A 15,016-nucleotide genomic window follows, 5' to 3' on the forward strand; every position below is an offset into this window, starting at 1 on the left:
CCCCGACCCCAGGAGACCCCCATGGAGTTCCCCACCCGCCGCACGGCCGTCGTCACCGGCGTCGGCGCACCCCGCGGCATCGGCCGCGTCGTGGCCCGTCGCCTCGCGGACGACGGCTGGAGCCTCGGCCTGGTCGACATCTCCGCGACCGGCGTCGAGGAGATCACCCGCGAACTGTCCGACGCGGGCGCGCAGGTCCACGGCGTCGTCGCCGACATCGCCTCGCCCGACTCCGTCGCGGACGCGTTCGCGCAGTTCGACGCCTCGCTGCCCCCGGTCGTCGGCCTGGTCAACCTCGCCGGCGTCGCCGACCCCACCCCGCTGATGGACCTCACCCTGGAGGGCTGGAACCGGACGATGGCCGTCAACGCCACCGGCTCGCTGCTGATGGTCCAGGCCGCGGCCCGCCGGATGGTCGAGGTCGGGGTGGGGCGCATCGTCAACACCTCCTCGATCACCGCGGTCGACGGCGGCGGGACGTTCTCCAAGACCTCCTACGCCGCGGCCAAGGCGGCCGTGCTCGGGCTGACCCGCGGCGCGGCCCGCGAACTCGGCCCGCACGGCATCACCGCCAACGCGATCCTGCCCGGCCCCGTCGACACCGACATCATGGGCGGCACGCTGACCGACGAGCGCAAGGCCGCGATGTCCGCGGGGATCCCCGTCGGGCGCGTCGGGACCCCGGCCGACATCGCCGCCGTGGTCGCGTTCCTGCTGTCCGAGGAGGCCGGGTTCGTCACCGGCGCCAGCTACCAGGTCGACGGCGGCAAGCACATCAACTGACCCCGCGGACGCGGGAGCGCCCGCCCCGGACCCGGGGCGGGCGTTCCCGTTCGCGGGGGGATCAGGTGTGGAACACGTACTCCGTCGTCGTGGCGAACTCCGCACCCGGGCGCAGCACCGGGTCCCCCAGCGCCGCGAGCGCCGGCTGGTTCACCGCGTCGGGCAGCAGCTGCGTCTCCAGGCACAGCGCGTCGCCCTGCCGGACGGGCCGGCCCTCCGGCGTGCGCCACGCGCCGGTCAGGAAGTTGCCCGTGTAGAACTGCAGGCCCGGCAGGTCGGTGCGGACGCGCACCGTGCGGCCCGACAGCGGGCCCGAGACCGACCCCACCTCGCGGAACGTCCCCGGGTCGTCCAGGACGAGGCAGTGGTCGTACCCGCCGGCGCGCAGCAGCTGCTCGTCGGCGTCGCGCAGGCGGTCCCCGATGCGGGTGGGGGAGGAGAGGTCGAAGGGCGTGCCCGCGGTCGGTGCGAGTTCCCCGGTCGGGATCAGGTCCTCGTCGACGGGCAGGTAGCGGGAGGCCGCCACGTGCGCGACGTGGTCCTCGACGGACCCGGCGCCGTCGAGCGCGAAGTAGGCGTGGTTCGTGAGGTTCACCGGGGTCGGGGCGTCGGTGCTCGCTCGGTGGTCCAGCCGCAGCACGACCTGCTCGCCGTCCTGGCGCAGCGAGTACGTGCAGGAGACCTCGACCGTGCCGGGGAACCCCATGTCGCCGTCCGGGCTGGTCAGGCAGAACCGGACCGCCGGGACACCGTCGGCCTCGGTCTCCTCCGCCGTCCACACCCGCTGGTCGAAACCTTCCGCCCCGCCGTGCAGGGCGTTGGGGCCGTCGTTGCGGGGCACGGTGTGCTGGACGCCGTCGAGGGTGAACCGCCCGCCCGCCAGCCGGTTCGCCACCCGGCCCACGCTCGCGCCGGGGTAGCCGTCGGCGGCCTCGTACGCCGCGACGTCGCCGAGCGCGACGACGACGTCGCCGAGCTCGCCCCGGGCGTCGGGGACGCGGACCCGGTGCAGGGTGGCGCCGCGGGTGAGGACGGCCGCGGAGGCCCCGGAGGGCAGGCGGAGCTCCCACCGCTCGACCGGCTCACCGCGCCGGGTCCGGCCGAAGGGGCTGCGCTGCACCGTGGGGGACGTCATGGGGTGATCGTGCCCTAGGTCGGGTGACGCGCCTGCCCCACCCCGGTCCAGCGGCGCCGGGGGTCGGACCGTTGGCCCCTCGCTTTCGATGAACGAGAGCGAGGGGCCAACGGTCCGAACCCCGCCGGAGGCGCGACGGGGTCAGCTCAGGCGCCAGTCGATCCCCGTGCCCCCCGCCTCGCGCAGCAGCGCGTCGACGCGGCTGAAGGGGCGCGAGCCGAAGAACCCGCGCGAGGCGGACAGGGGGCTGGGGTGCACGCCCGCGACGACGGGGACGCCGTCGAGCAGGGGCTGGACCTGCTGGGCGTCCTTGCCCCACAGCAGCGCGACGAGCGGACCGCCACGCGCGGCGAGGGCGCGCACCGCGGCGTCGGTGACGGCCTGCCAGCCCAGGCGCCGGTGCGAGCCGGAGCTGCCGGCGCGGACGGTGAGGACGCGGTTGAGCAGCAGGACGCCGGCCCCCGTCCACGACGACAGGTCGCCGTGCGCGGGCGGTTCGACGCCCACGTCCTCGCGCAGCTCGCGGCCGATGTTGACGAGGCTGCGCGGCAGCGGTCGCACGTGCGGCTCCACGGCGAAGCTCAGCCCGACCGGGTGCCCCGCGGTGGGGTAGGGGTCCTGGCCGACCAGCAGCACCCGCACCCCGTCGAAGGGCTGGCGGAACGCGCGCAGGACGTCCCCGGCCGCGGGCAGCCAGTCACCCGGCTCGGCCGCCAGCGCCGCGGAGACCCGCTCGAGGTCGGCGCGCACCGGGGCCAGCGCCCGCGCCCAGCCGGGGTCGAGGTCGTCGAGGCCCAGACCGGCCGGGTCGGCGGCCGTGGCCGGGAAGGCCGGGGGGAGGCGTGAGGCGGCCGGGTCGGTGGTCACCCGGGGGACGGTACCCACGCCCGGGCGGTGCCGCGCCTGCTGCGCCTGCCACGCCTGCCGCGCCACGCGGGCCGAGGTGGACGTCGATGTCGGGGTGCGCTCCTAGACTTGCCGCTCGAGCTGCTGGCCGGGGGCTCGGTCGAGAGGGGTGGGGCACGTGGACAGCTGGGACGCGACGGCACGCATCGAGTCCGAGGCGCCCGCGGGGGGGTCGGTGGGCGAGGCCGGGGGCGGGTCCGAGGCCGGCCGGCTGCCCGAGGGGTTGACCCGCCGGGACGCCGAGATCCTCGCCTTCGAGCGCCAGTGGTGGAAGTACGCCGGCGCCAAGGAGCAGGCCGTGCGCGAGTTGTTCGACCTGTCCCCGACGCGGTACTACCAGCTGCTCAACGCGCTCATCGACACCCCGGCGGCCCTCGCGCACGACCCGATGCTGGTCAAGCGGCTGCGCCGGATGCGCTCGAGCCGCCAGCGCGCGCGGTCGGCCCGCCGTCTGGGCGTGCAGCCCTGAGCGCTCGGGGTCACCGCCCCCGCCAGCTCGCCGCGCGCCGCGGTGCGCACCGCACGCGCCGGGGCCCGACCGGGGTCGCGGTGCTCGTCCTCGTCTGGGTGCTCGTGCTCGTCGCCGTCGCCGTCGGGGTCGACGCGGCCCTGCGGGTGGTCCTGCAGCCGGTGCTCGGGGTCCTCGACGGACTCCCGTGACCCGGGCGTCGTGACCGTTCCGTGAAGACGAGGTTCACAGAACCTTGTCCCACGCGCCCCCGGCCCCACTAATCTGTGCCTCGGTCGATCAGTTCGAGGAGCACGCCCTCCCCGGGAGCGCACATCGGACGTGCCCCACGGCCCCGTGGCCGCGGGCAGCGTGAGACCCGTGCCCGGCGCGCGCCGGGGGCGTCTTCCGCTCGCTGCACCAGGAGAAGGCAATGGCTCAGGGCACCGTGAAGTGGTTCAACGCCGAGAAGGGATACGGCTTCATCACCGTCGACGACGGTGGTGCCGACGTGTTCGTCCACTACTCCGCCATCGTGGCGGACGGCTACCGGTCCCTCGAGGAGGGACAGCGGGTCGAGTTCGAGGTCGGTCAGGGGCAGAAGGGCCCGCAGGCCGAGAGCGTGCGCGGGCTCTGAGTCGGCTCGCGGGCGACCCGGTTGCGGGTCGCCCGCGGTGCGGACCCCGTCACCTGACCAGGAGGAAATCGGCGAAGGAGACGGGGACGACGCGGCTGTCCTCCACCTCGACCTCATTCGCGTCCTGGCAGATCAGCACACCGGTCGAGGCCTCGTTGGCGGGCAGGTCCAGGAAGGCCGTGAGTCCGCGAATGTCTTCCTCGGGGTGGATGCGTCGTTGGTACTTCACCTCGATGGGCACTCTGCGCGTTCCGACCGTGACGACGAAGTCCACCTCCGGTGTGCCTGGCCTCTCCGGGAGGTGGGCGACGTCGAGACCGGACAACGTCGTGAGGTAGTAGCCGACGACACTCTCGACGAGGTGACCGGCGAGCGAGGACAGGTGGGGGCTGCCCGCCAGGCGGACGGGGTCCAGCGGAACCTCTTCCTGGAGCCAGGCCGCACGCACACCGTGGTCGCACAAGCACAGTCGGGCGCTGCTGCGCTGCTTCTTGAGACGGATCTCCAGAGCAGGCACCTGCCGCACGAGGAGGCTGCTGTCGAGGAAGTCCAGGTAGTGCCGGATCCGCTGGTCCCCCACGTTCGCCTGGAGCCTGGTGCGGGCCTCCGTCGCCAGCAGAGCCGGTCGAGGAGCCTGGCCCGCGTAGCGGCAGGCCAGGCGGAAGACCTCCTCCAGCAGTTGGGGGTCCCGCTTGCGGCCGCGGTCCCCCAGCCGGAGGTCGTGCTGGATGACGCGACGCACGACGGTCTCGTTGAGCTGGTCGGCGACCTCGTTCCACGGGACGTCGGCGTTCACGTGGGAGCGGGGGTAGGCGCCTCGCTCCGAGAAGGCGGCCATGGCGAGATCGCGCACGTCGCTCCGGGCGGCACCGTGCTTCCGGAGACCACTCCAGAAGTCGGCGGTCAGCCAGTCCGCCCAGCCGTTCTCCCGCTGGAACGGCGGGAGCTGTCCGTAGCCGCGGACCTCGGCGATTTCGGACAAGCGCAGGGTGCCCAGGTCGAAGGACTGCAGGCGACCGGCGAGGCTGTCTCGTCCCAGTCCGATCCGGAGGGCTGAGCTGCCGGTGACGACGCAGACGACATCGGTGTTGTCGACCAACTGCTTCAGCTGAGCGTCCCAGTCGGTGAGGTTCTGCGCCTCGTCCAGGAAGAGCACCGCTTGTCGGCCGGCGTGGGCTGCCTCGTTGAAGGTCTCGCCCAGCACGTTCGTCTCGTACCACGCTGCCACGTCGAGCAGCGCGTGGGACGAGCGCCGGAGCGAGGGCACGTCCTCGAACTGGGCCCTCAGGATGGAGCGGGCAGGAAAGCCGCTGGACAACAGCCGTTGGATGAGCTGCTGCTGGAGGGTCGACTTGCCGACCTGTCGAGGACCCCGGACCAGCAGGACCGGTGCCAGGGGCTCGGCGATCCGGGCGAGGAGACGGTCGAACAGCCAGCGTTCCACCGGAGGCAGTCGCTGCTGCGGTCGACCCGTCCACCACGGGTTCTGGGTGGACAGGTCTGCCACGGTCAACCCGCCCCCGACGGGAGCTTGGCTGCTCAGGTCCAGGTCGGGTGCCATGGCCCGAGTGAAGCACGGGGGTGGAGCGCGGGGGGCGGAGCCCGGGAAGGGTGACGTGGAGGTGCAGCGCCCGGTGCCGTGCAGCGGGGGTTTGCACTCGACGGGGGAGAGTGCCAACATTGGCGTTGGCACTCTCGAGTCGAGAGTGACAACTCGACCCGGGAGCGAAGCTCCCCGGCCGGATCGGTGAGGCCTGCGGGCGCCGGGGGACGTGACCCCGGGGTCCCCGGCCGTCCGTCGCGGGCGCCGTTCCGACCACCCACCGCCCGTCTTCTGGGAGGAACACCAGGCATGAGCAAGATCATCGCCTTCGACGAAGAGGCTCGTCGCGGCCTCGAGCGCGGGATGAACCAGCTCGCCGACGCGGTCAAGGTGACGCTCGGCCCCCGGGGCCGCAACGTCGTCCTGGAGAAGAAGTGGGGCGCCCCCACGATCACCAACGACGGTGTCTCCATCGCCAAGGAGATCGAGCTCGACGACCCCTACGAGAAGATCGGGGCCGAGCTCGTCAAGGAAGTCGCCAAGAAGACGGACGACGTGGCCGGTGACGGCACCACGACCGCGACCGTCCTGGCCCAGGCGCTCGTCCGCGAGGGTCTGCGCAACGTGGCCGCGGGTGCGAACCCGATGGGCCTCAAGCGCGGCATCGAGAAGGCCGTCGAGGCCGTGACCGAGCAGCTGCTCGGCGCCGCCAAGGAGGTCACCACCAAGGAGCAGATCGCGGCCACCGCCGGGATCTCCGCCGGCGACGCCTCCATCGGCGAGCTCATCGCCGAGGCGCTCGACAAGGTGGGCAAGGAAGGCGTCATCACCGTCGAGGAGAGCAACACCTTCGGGCTCGAGCTCGAGCTCACCGAGGGCATGCGCTTCGACAAGGGCTACATCTCGCCCTACTTCGTCACCGACGCGGAGCGTCAGGAGACCGAGCTCGAGGACCCCTACGTCCTCATCCTCAACTCCAAGATCTCCACGGTGAAGGACCTGCTCCCGCTGCTGGAGAAGGTCATGCAGTCGGGCAAGCCGCTCGTCATCGTCGCCGAGGACGTCGAGGGCGAAGCCCTCGCGACGCTCGTCGTCAACAAGATCCGCGGCACCTTCAAGTCCGTCGCCGTCAAGGCCCCGGGCTTCGGCGACCGCCGCAAGGCCATGCTCGGCGACATCGCCATCCTCACCGGTGGTCAGGTCATCTCCGAGGAGGTCGGCCTCAAGCTCGACACCGCCGACCTCGACCTGCTGGGCCGCGCCCGCAAGGTCGTCGTCACCAAGGACGAGACCACGATCGTCGAGGGTGCCGGCGACGCCGACGCCATCGCCGGCCGCGTGGGCCAGATCCGCGCCGAGATCGAGCGCAGCGACTCCGACTACGACCGCGAGAAGCTCCAGGAGCGTCTCGCCAAGCTCGCCGGCGGCGTGGCCGTCATCAAGGCCGGCGCGGCGACCGAGGTCGAGCTGAAGGAGCGCAAGCACCGCATCGAGGACGCGGTCCGCAACGCGAAGGCCGCCGTCGAGGAGGGCATCGTCGCCGGTGGTGGCGTGGCCCTCATCCAGGCCGGTGCCGCGGCGTTCGAGAAGCTCGACCTCGTCGGTGACGAGGCCACGGGCGCGAACATCGTCAAGGTCGCCGTCGAGGCCCCGCTCAAGCAGATCGCGGTCAACGCCGGTCTCGAGGGTGGCGTCGTGGCGGAGAAGGTCCGCAACCTGCCCACCGGTCACGGCCTCAACGCCGCCACCGGCGAGTACGTGGACCTGCTCGGCGCGGGCATCAACGACCCGGTCAAGGTGACGCGCTCCGCGCTGCAGAACGCCGCCTCCATCGCGGCGCTGTTCCTCACCACCGAGGCCGTCATCGCCGACAAGCCGGAGAAGGCCCCCGCGGCCCCGGCCGGCGACGGTGGCATGGGCGGCATGGACTTCTGAGTCCAGCCACCCCCGGCACCACGTAGCACCGGCACCACCCGCGAGGGCGGTCTCCCGTTCGGGGGGCCGCCCTCGTGGCGTTCCCGGGCACCCGCCCGCGCGGGGTCGAGCGGGGCGGCGGTGCGGTTCAGACGACGGCGTCGCGCGTCACGTCGTAGAACGCCACCTCGGCCGCCTCGAACCGCTCCTCCAGTGCGTCCAGCCCGTGCTCCAGGAGGAACCGGCGTTCGCTCTCGTGGACGGGGACGGCCTGCAGCCAGTGCACGTCGACCCCCGGTTCCAGCCGGTACCGCGACAGCCGCGGGAAGTTCCCCGGCGCGGTGAGCAGCAGGTGCTCGGTCCGGCCGCCGAGCAGGTCGGCGACGATCCCGGGGAACACCGTCGAGGGCGACAACGGCCAGGGTTCCCCGAGCGCGGCGAAGGCCGAGGCCACGAGCAGGCCCGTGGCGAGGCGCTCCTCCACGTCCTCCAGCACGGTGACGAGCTCGACGCGCACGTCGACGCCGGACCCGGGACCGCCCACCAGGTTGGGGGAGCGGTGCATCGTCAGCGTGGACACCGAGGTGAACCCCGGCCCGGGGGCGTCGGCCGCCGTCAGCACGTCGAGGGACAGCGTCTCGTCGCGGTTGAGGAACTCCTCGATCTGCGGACGCCCGTCGGGCACGAGCTGCTCGCCCACGAACCGCGCCATCCGCACCTCCGCGTCGCTGGGGGGCGGCGCCGGGACGCTCACGCGGCCCTGCCCACGGGCCGGGCGGACTCGCGCGCGAGCCCGGTCGCCGGGTCGGCCAGGGCCGCCACCGCGGCGTGCAGCTCCGGCGCGATCCACGTGTCGCTCCCCGCGAGGGCGTCGAGGACGAACCGCGGGTGGGCGGTCAGCCGCTCGGCCAGCCGGAACCCGGCGGCGCGGGTCGTCGCGGCCAGGTCGTCGAGCTGGGGCCACGGCCGTTCGGGGTTGACGTGGTCGGGGGTCAACGGGGACACCCCGCCCCAGTCATCGACGCCCGCGGCCAGGAGCTGCTCGCGCTGACCGGGTTCGGACAGGTTCGGCGGGGCCTGCAGCGACACGTCGGCACCCAGCAGCAGCCGCGCGACGGCGATCGTCGCGACGTACTCGGGGTGCTCCAGGTCGGCCTCCCCGCGCATCGCGGTGTCGTCCTTGGCGCGGAAGTTCTGCACGATGACCTCCTGGATCCCCCCGGTCTCGCGGGCGACGTCGCGCAGGGCCAGCAGGGAGTCGACGCGTTCGGCGGACGTCTCGCCGATCCCGAGCAGCACGCCGCTGGTGAAGGGCACGCGCGCCCGGCCCGCGTCGCGCAGCACCCGCACCCGCAGCTCGGGGTCCTTGTCCGGGGAGCCGTAGTGGACCTGGCCGGGTTCGGCCCACAACCGCCGCGACGTCGTCTCCAGCATCATCCCCATCGACGGGGCCAGCGGCCGGGACGCCGCGAGCGCCTCGTAGGACATGACGCCGGGGTTCAGGTGCGGCAGCAGACCCGTCTCGTCCAGGACCCGGCGGGCCAGGTGCTGCACGTACTCCAGGGTCGAGGAGAAACCCCGGTCGGCGAGCCACGCGCGGGCGGCCGGCCAGCGGTCCTCGGGGGCGTCGCCGAGGGTGAACAGGGCCTCCTTGCAGCCCATCGCCGCGCCCTCGCGGGCGATCGCGAGGACGTCCTCTTCGGACAGGTACAGCACGGGCAGGCGCCCCGGCACGGTGGCGAACGTGCAGTAGTGGCAGCGGTCCCGGCACAACCGGGTGATGGGCACGAAGACCTTGCGCGAGTAAGTGATCGTGCCGGGACGACCGGCGCGGCGCATGGCCTCGTCCCGCACGGGGCGCGCCAGGGCGCACAGCCGGTCGAGGTCGTCGCCGCGGGCGTGCAGCAGGACGCGGGCGTGCTCGCGCTCGGCGCCGGCCCCGTCCCAGCCGTCGGCGCCGCCGCGGGCCGCGGACTCCAGCGCCGCGGCGAGCTCCGCCGCGCTCGGGGCGGGTTCGGGCGGGGCGGCGTGCCGGGTGCGGGCGGGATCGGGCAGGGGGGTGCTCACGGGGTTCTCTCCGGGTCTCAGCAGCGGGGCCCGGCGCAGCCCGCCGGGAGGTCGAGCGCGGTGGGGGCCGGCACGTCGCGGGCCAGCGCCACCCGCGTGCGCGGGCCGACGCCCAGGGTCAGGGCCGAGCGCAGGTCCTCGACGGTGTCGACGTCGCGGCGCAGCGACGGCAGCGGGTCCGTCAGCGCCACCGCGCCGGCCTCGAGGTGGCGCCGGGCCGAGTCGGGTCCGAAGCGGTGCGGCACGTCGCCGTCGGGGTCGGTCAGCAGGACGCTGCCGGACCCGGCGGCGTCGGTGACCAGCGCCGGGCCGGGGACCGTCAGCGCCCGCGCGAGCGCGCGCCCCAGGTCCTCGACGCGCAGCGCGGGCAGGTCCCCCAGCAGGACGGCCGTCGGCCCGCGCTCCAGACTGGCCAGCCCGGCCGCCACGGCGACGGCGAGCCCCGGCCGGCCGGGGGAGACCGTCCCCACCCCCAGGCCCCGGACGGCGCGCAGCACCTCGGGGTCGTCGCTCACGCACACCAGGAGACCCACCCCGGGCGTGTCCCGGCACGCCGTCAGGCAGTCCAGGGCCATCGCCAGCGCCAGCTCCCGGCGCTGCCGGTGCGGCAGCGCCAGTCGCGTCTTCGCCTCGTCGCCGCCCTTGACGGGGACGAGGACCCGCCAGCCGCTCACGTGCGTCACCGGGCGATCCTCTCCCACGGTCCGGACTTGCGGAACACCTGCCCCGACGGGCACCTACCCTGTCGGCGTGCAGCCACTCGCCCGCCTGAGCGCACCCGCCCGCCGCGTCGCGCGGACGTCCGTGGGTCCCGAACCGCTCGACGTCGCCGAGCACGCCGCCCTCGTCGGGGACGCCGCGGCCGGGGCGGTCGTGACCTTCGGCGGGGTCGTGCGCGACCACGACCACGGCCGGTCGGTGCGCGAGCTGGAGTACGTGGGTCACCCCAGCGCCGCGGACGTGCTGCGCGAGGTCGTCGCCGAGGTCGTCGCCGGATGCGAGGTGGACGCGGTGGCCGTCGGTCACCGCGTCGGGCACCTGGCCGTCGGGGACGTCGCCTTCGCGGTCGCGGTCTCCGCGGCCCACCGCGCCGAGGCGTTCGCGGCGTGCGCGCGGCTCGTCGACGAGGTCAAGGACCGGCTGCCGGTGTGGAAGCACCAGCACTTCGCCGACGGCACCTCCGAGTGGGTCGCCTGCCCCTGAGGGTTAGCCTCGGGCGGTGCCAGCCCCGTCCGCCCTCCTCGCCGACGCCCTCGCCGCCGCGGCTCACGACCACCGCGCCCTGACCGACGAGCAGGCGGTGGTCCTCCTGGGCGCCGACGGCGACGACCTGGACCGCCTCGCCGCGCTCGCCGACGACGTGCGCCGCGCCCGGGTCGGGGACGCTGTGACGTTCGTCGTCAACCGCAACCTCGACGGCGAACGCGTCGGCGCCGACCTGCCCCACGTGCGTGAGCTCGTCGCCGAGGCGGTGGCGCTGGGGGCGACCGAGGTCTGCGTCCAGGGCCCCGTCCCGGACCGGGCCGGGCCGGAGGGCTCCCTCGCCCTCGTGCGCGCGGTCGCCGAGGGCGCCGGGGCGGCCGGGGTGCACCTGCACGCCTTCCGGGTCCCCGAGGTGCTGCGGGCCGCCGACCTGCGCGCGTCCACGCCCCGCGCGTTCCTCCGGGCCGCCCGCGACGCCGGGCTCGGGTCGGTGCCCGGCACCGCCGCCAAGGTCCTCGACGACGCCGTCCGCACCGAGCTCAACGGCGGGGTCCCCGACCTGCCGGTGTCGACCTGGGTGGACGTCCTGCGCACCGCCCACGAGACCGGGCTGACGTCGACGTCCACGCTCGTCCACGGCGGCCCGGAGACGCCCGCGCAGCAGGTCGCGCACCTGCGGCTGCTGGCCGGGCTGGCCGCGAGCACGGGCGGCATCACGGAGTTCATCGCCATGCCCTCCCCGTCGCGGCCCCCGTCGGCCCGCGCGACCCGGGCGCTGCACGCGCTCGCCCGGCTGCTGCTGGACGGCAGCGTCGACCACGTCCAGGCCGCCTGGCCCAAGCACCCGGCCGGCCTCGTCGCGGACCTGCTGCGCGGGGGCGCGGACGACCTCGGCGGGCTGCTGCTGGACGGCGAGCTCGACCCGGGCGCGGGGCAGGAGGCCGGCACGACGCTGACCCGCGAGGACGCGCTGGCGCTCGCGGACCGGGTGGGCCGCCCGCTGCGGCAGCGCACCACCCGCTACGGCGAGCTCGCACCCGCGTGACGTCCGCGGCGGAGCCGGTCGGCGACCCCGTCCTCGACGTCGCGGTCGTCGGCGCCGGGTTCGCCGGTCTCGGGACGGCCATCCGGCTGGCGCGCCGGGGCCGGGAGAGCTTCGTCGTGCTCGAGCGGGCCGCCGACGTCGGCGGCACCTGGCGGGAGAACACCTACCCGGGCGTGGCGTGCGACGTGCCGTCGCACCTGTACTCGTTCTCCTTCGCCCCCGACCCGGGGTGGTCGCGCGTGTTCGCCCCCGGTGCGGAGGTGCAGCGGTACCTGCGCGAACGCTCCCGCGAGGTCGCCGACCGGATCCGCCTGGGGTGCGAGGTCCTGGCGGCGGTGTGGGACGCGGACGCGGCGCACTGGCGGTTGCGCACGTCGACCGGGCCCGTGCGCGCCCGCGTCCTCGTGCTGGCCGCCGGCCGGCTCACCGAACCCCGCGTCCCCGACGTGCCGGGGCTGGGGGAGTTCGGCGGGCCCGTCGTCCACACGGCCCGGTGGGACCACGACCTCGACCTCACCGGCCGCCGCGTCGGGGTGGTGGGCACGGGGGCCTCGGCCGTCCAGGTCGTGCCGCACCTCGCGGGCCGGGCCGCGCACGTGGAGGTGTTCCAGCGCAGCCCGGCCTGGATCGTCCCCCGCGGGGACCGGCCGTTCAGCCCCGCCGAGCGGGCGGGTTTCGCGCGGGCCCCGGAGACCGCGCGGGCGCTGCGGGAGGAGACGTTCGCCGACATGGAACGCGGGCTGGCCGCCCGCCGGCTCGACCCCGCCGCCCTGGAGGCGTTGCGCCGCAGGGCGTCGGACCACCTGCAGGCGCAGGTGCCGAACCCGGGGTTGCGCGCGGCGCTGACCCCGGACTACGAGATCGGCTGCAAGCGCGTCCTGCTGTCCGACGACTTCTACCCCGCCCTCACCCGCCCCGACGTCCGGCTCGTGCCGTCGGCGGTGCGCTCGGCCGCGCCGGGGTCGGTGACGACGGCGGACGGGCGCCGGCACGCGCTCGACGTGCTCGTGCTCGCCACGGGTTTCCACTCCACCGTCCAGCCGTACGCGGCCCGGGTCACGGGCCGGCAGGGGCAAACGCTGGCCCGGGCGTGGGGGGCCGGGATGGTCTCGCACGCCTCGACGGTGGTGCACGGGTTCCCGAACCTCTTCGTCCTCGACGGGCCGAACGCGAGCCTGGGGCACAACTCCGCGGTGCACGTCATCGAGAGCCAGATCGGGTACCTGCTCGGGGCGCTGGACCACCTCGCCGCGACGGCCCGCCCGCTGGAGGTGAGCCTGCCGGCGCAGCGGCGCTACACCGCGGAGGTCGACGCGATGGCCGCGGACTCGGTGTGGCTGCGCGGGGGGTGTTCGAGCTGGTACGTGGACTCCCGCAGCGGGCGCCTCACGCTGCTGTGGCCGGACACGGCGACGGAGTTCCGCCGGCGCAACGGGACGTTCCACCCCGCGCCCTTCTTGTAGGACAAGAAACTCCACTTGTACGATGAGTGGGTCCACCGTCGTCCCACCCCGGAGGTCCCGGTGCCCGACCGCATCCGGCACGTCGAGCTGTCCACGCTCAGGCTCCCGCTGGCGCAACCGATCAGCGACGCCAAGGTCCTCACCGGCCGCCAGCGGCCCATGACCGAGGTCGTCGTCCTCGTCGCCGCGGTCCGCACGCAGGACGGTCACGAGGGCACGGGGTTCAGCTACTCCAAGCGCGCCGGCGGGCCCGCCCAGTACGCCCACGCGAAGGAGGTCGCCGCCGACCTGCTGGGGGAGGACCCCAGCGACGTCGCCAAGGTGACGACGAAGCTCCTGTGGGCCGGGGCGTCCGTCGGCCGCAGCGGGGTGGCCACCCAGGCCATCGCCGCGCTCGACGTCGCGCTGCACGACCTCAAGGCCCGGCGCGCGGGGCTGCCGCTGTCCAAGCTGCTCGGGTCCCACCGCGACTCCGTCCGCACCTACAACACCTCCGGCGGGTTTCTGCACACCCCGCTGCCGGAGGTGCTCGAGCGCGCCGACGCCTCCCTGGCGGCCGGCATCGGCGGCATCAAGATCAAGGTGGGACAGCCGGACACCCGCGAGGACCTGCGCCGTGTGGCCGCCGTCCGCGAGCACCTCGGACCCGACGTGCCGCTCATGGTGGACGCCAACCAGCAGTGGGACCGGCGGACCGCGCTGCGCATGGGGCGGGCGCTGGAGGAGTTCGACCTCGTCTGGATCGAGGAACCCCTCGACGCCCACGACGCCGTCGGGCACGCCGACCTGGCCCGCGCCCTGGACACCCCCGTCGCGACGGGGGAGATGCTCGCGAGCGTCGCCGAGCACGTCCGGCTCCTCGAGCACCGTTCGGCCGACGTCCTGCAGCCCGACGCGCCCCGCATCGGCGGGATCACCCCGTTCCTGCGGCTGGCGACGCTCGCCGACCAGGCCGGTGTCGACCTCGCGCCGCACTTCGCCATGGAGATCCACCTGCACCTCGCGGCCACCTACCCGCGCGAGACGTGGGTGGAGCACTTCGAGTGGCTGGACCCGCTGTTCGAGGAGCGCCTGGAGACCGTCGGCGGGCGCATGGTCGTCCCGGACCGTCCCGGGCTGGGGTTCACGTTCAGCGAGCAGGCGCGCGCCTGGACGACCGAGCGCGTGGAGTTCGGCGTCCGGTGAGGTCCGCGTGAGCGCGCGGACCACGCGCACGCAGTCGCTGGTGGACGCCCTGCGCGCGCGCATCGTCGAGGGCGATCTCGCCCCGGGCCGCGCCGTGCCCTCCGAGAACGAGCTGGTCGCCGAGTTCGGGGTCTCCCGCACCGTCGTGCGCGAGGCGATGTCCCGGCTGCAGGCCGCGGGCCTGGTCGAGACCCTGCGCGGTCGCGGGTCGTTCGTCCTGGCCCGGCCCAGCGGGGAGCCGTTCGGCGTCGACGTCGGCGGGCTGCGCTCGCTGGGCGAGCGGGTCGAGCTGCTGGAGTTCCGGGTGGCGGTGGAGACCGAGGCGGCGGCCCTGGCGGCGCTGCGCCGGGACGAGGAGGGGCTGGCCGCGCTGGGGCGGGCCGCCGACGCCTTCGCCCGGGTGGTCGACCGTCCCGCGGACGCCGTCGCGGCCGACTTCGCCTTCCACCTCGCCGTCGCCTCCGCCTCGGGGAACCGCTACCTGCGCGAACTGCTGGGCTCGCTCGGGGAACCGATGATCGCGATGCCCTCGGCGCGGTTGCGCGCCGGTGCGCCGCCGGCGGCGGACGTCGTCACCGAGCACGCGGCCGTGGTGCTGGCCGTGGGCCGCGGGGACGCCGAGACCGCCCGCGCGGCCATGCGCGTGCACCTCACCTCGACGATCGCGCGGCTCGCGGGACGCTGAGG

The 15,016-nt window shown here is 74.7% G+C and carries 14 protein-coding genes and 1 pseudogene; 9 read left to right on the forward strand and 6 right to left on the reverse strand.

Translation table 11 applies throughout. The features are described 5' to 3' along the window. Positions 1-21 precede the first annotated feature (21 nt). Entirely contained in the window at positions 22-783 is a 762-nt protein-coding gene (locus AB2L28_RS06185) for an SDR family NAD(P)-dependent oxidoreductase (RefSeq protein ID WP_370717883.1), read from the forward strand. A gap of 61 nt (positions 784-844) precedes the next feature. On the opposite strand, the gene AB2L28_RS06190 is transcribed toward AB2L28_RS06185, so the two are convergent. Beyond that, positions 845-1,918 carry an aldose epimerase family protein gene (locus tag AB2L28_RS06190; RefSeq protein ID WP_370717884.1) on the reverse strand — a complete coding sequence of 358 codons (1,074 nt, stop codon included), beginning with the start codon at positions 1,916-1,918 and terminating at the stop codon, positions 845-847. Positions 1,919-2,059: 141 nt separating this feature from the next. Continuing rightward, entirely contained in the window at positions 2,060-2,716 is a 657-nt protein-coding gene (locus AB2L28_RS06195; RefSeq protein WP_370718368.1) for a uracil-DNA glycosylase, read from the reverse strand. A 226-nt stretch (positions 2,717-2,942) separates the two neighbouring features. Here AB2L28_RS06195 and napA point away from each other — a divergent pair, with 226 nt between their 5' ends. Beyond that, complete coding sequence (gene napA / locus AB2L28_RS06200; RefSeq protein WP_370717885.1) at positions 2,943-3,293, forward strand: nucleoid-associated protein NapA; 351 nt, start codon at positions 2,943-2,945, stop codon at positions 3,291-3,293. A 412-nt stretch (positions 3,294-3,705) separates the two neighbouring features. Further along, positions 3,706-3,909 (forward strand): cold-shock protein, encoded by a 204-nt coding sequence (locus AB2L28_RS06205; protein ID WP_179749831.1) that lies wholly within the window; start codon positions 3,706-3,708, stop codon positions 3,907-3,909. Between the two features lie 49 nt (positions 3,910-3,958). On the opposite strand, the gene AB2L28_RS06210 is transcribed toward AB2L28_RS06205, so the two are convergent. Continuing rightward, on the reverse strand, positions 3,959-5,353 hold the full coding sequence (locus AB2L28_RS06210) for an ATP-binding protein (protein ID WP_370717886.1): 1,395 nt from the start codon (positions 5,351-5,353) through the stop codon (positions 3,959-3,961). A 408-nt stretch (positions 5,354-5,761) separates the two neighbouring features. Here AB2L28_RS06210 and groL point away from each other — a divergent pair, with 408 nt between their 5' ends. Next, positions 5,762-7,387, forward strand: coding sequence for a chaperonin GroEL (groL, locus tag AB2L28_RS06215; RefSeq protein WP_370717887.1), 1,626 nt, complete (start codon positions 5,762-5,764; stop codon positions 7,385-7,387). A gap of 127 nt (positions 7,388-7,514) precedes the next feature. On the opposite strand, the gene AB2L28_RS06220 is transcribed toward groL, so the two are convergent. The 3 genes and pseudogenes from AB2L28_RS06220 to cofC all read right to left on the reverse strand — a co-directional run bounded on the left by AB2L28_RS06220 (position 7,515) and on the right by cofC (position 10,116). Further along, positions 7,515-8,120 carry a suppressor of fused domain protein gene (locus AB2L28_RS06220; protein ID WP_370717888.1) on the reverse strand — a complete coding sequence of 202 codons (606 nt, stop codon included), beginning with the start codon at positions 8,118-8,120 and terminating at the stop codon, positions 7,515-7,517. Between the two features lie 5 nt (positions 8,121-8,125). Next, positions 8,126-9,433: pseudogene (gene cofG / locus AB2L28_RS06225) on the reverse strand (7,8-didemethyl-8-hydroxy-5-deazariboflavin synthase CofG); the annotation flags it as partial. A gap of 17 nt (positions 9,434-9,450) precedes the next feature. Further along, positions 9,451-10,116, reverse strand: coding sequence for a 2-phospho-L-lactate guanylyltransferase (gene cofC, locus AB2L28_RS06230; RefSeq protein WP_370717889.1), 666 nt, complete (start codon positions 10,114-10,116; stop codon positions 9,451-9,453). A 67-nt stretch (positions 10,117-10,183) separates the two neighbouring features. Between cofC and AB2L28_RS06235 the strand changes: the two genes are divergently transcribed. From AB2L28_RS06235 to AB2L28_RS06255, 5 genes are read left to right on the forward strand one after another with little or no spacing between them, the layout of a single operon-like run. After that, complete coding sequence (locus AB2L28_RS06235; protein ID WP_370717890.1) at positions 10,184-10,636, forward strand: molybdenum cofactor biosynthesis protein MoaE; 453 nt, start codon at positions 10,184-10,186, stop codon at positions 10,634-10,636. A gap of 16 nt (positions 10,637-10,652) precedes the next feature. Next, the gene (locus AB2L28_RS06240; RefSeq protein ID WP_370717891.1) at positions 10,653-11,681 is read left to right on the forward strand and encodes an FO synthase; all 1,029 of its coding nucleotides are present in this window, start codon (positions 10,653-10,655) and stop codon (positions 11,679-11,681) included. Beyond that, positions 11,678-13,144, forward strand: a complete 1,467-nt coding sequence (locus tag AB2L28_RS06245; protein WP_370717892.1) for a flavin-containing monooxygenase — start codon at positions 11,678-11,680, stop codon at positions 13,142-13,144. Before AB2L28_RS06240 ends, AB2L28_RS06245 begins: the two co-directional genes overlap by 4 nt. 60 nt (positions 13,145-13,204) lie before the next feature. Continuing rightward, positions 13,205-14,329: an L-talarate/galactarate dehydratase gene (locus AB2L28_RS06250; protein ID WP_370717893.1), complete on the forward strand. Its 1,125-nt coding sequence runs from the start codon at positions 13,205-13,207 to the stop codon at positions 14,327-14,329. Between the two features lie 7 nt (positions 14,330-14,336). Beyond that, positions 14,337-15,014, forward strand: coding sequence for a FadR/GntR family transcriptional regulator (locus tag AB2L28_RS06255; protein ID WP_370717894.1), 678 nt, complete (start codon positions 14,337-14,339; stop codon positions 15,012-15,014). The last annotated feature ends 2 nt before the right edge of the window (positions 15,015-15,016 follow it).

Source organism: Kineococcus mangrovi, from assembly GCF_041320705.1.
Taxonomy (GTDB): Bacteria; Actinomycetota; Actinomycetes; order Actinomycetales; family Kineococcaceae; genus Kineococcus; species Kineococcus mangrovi.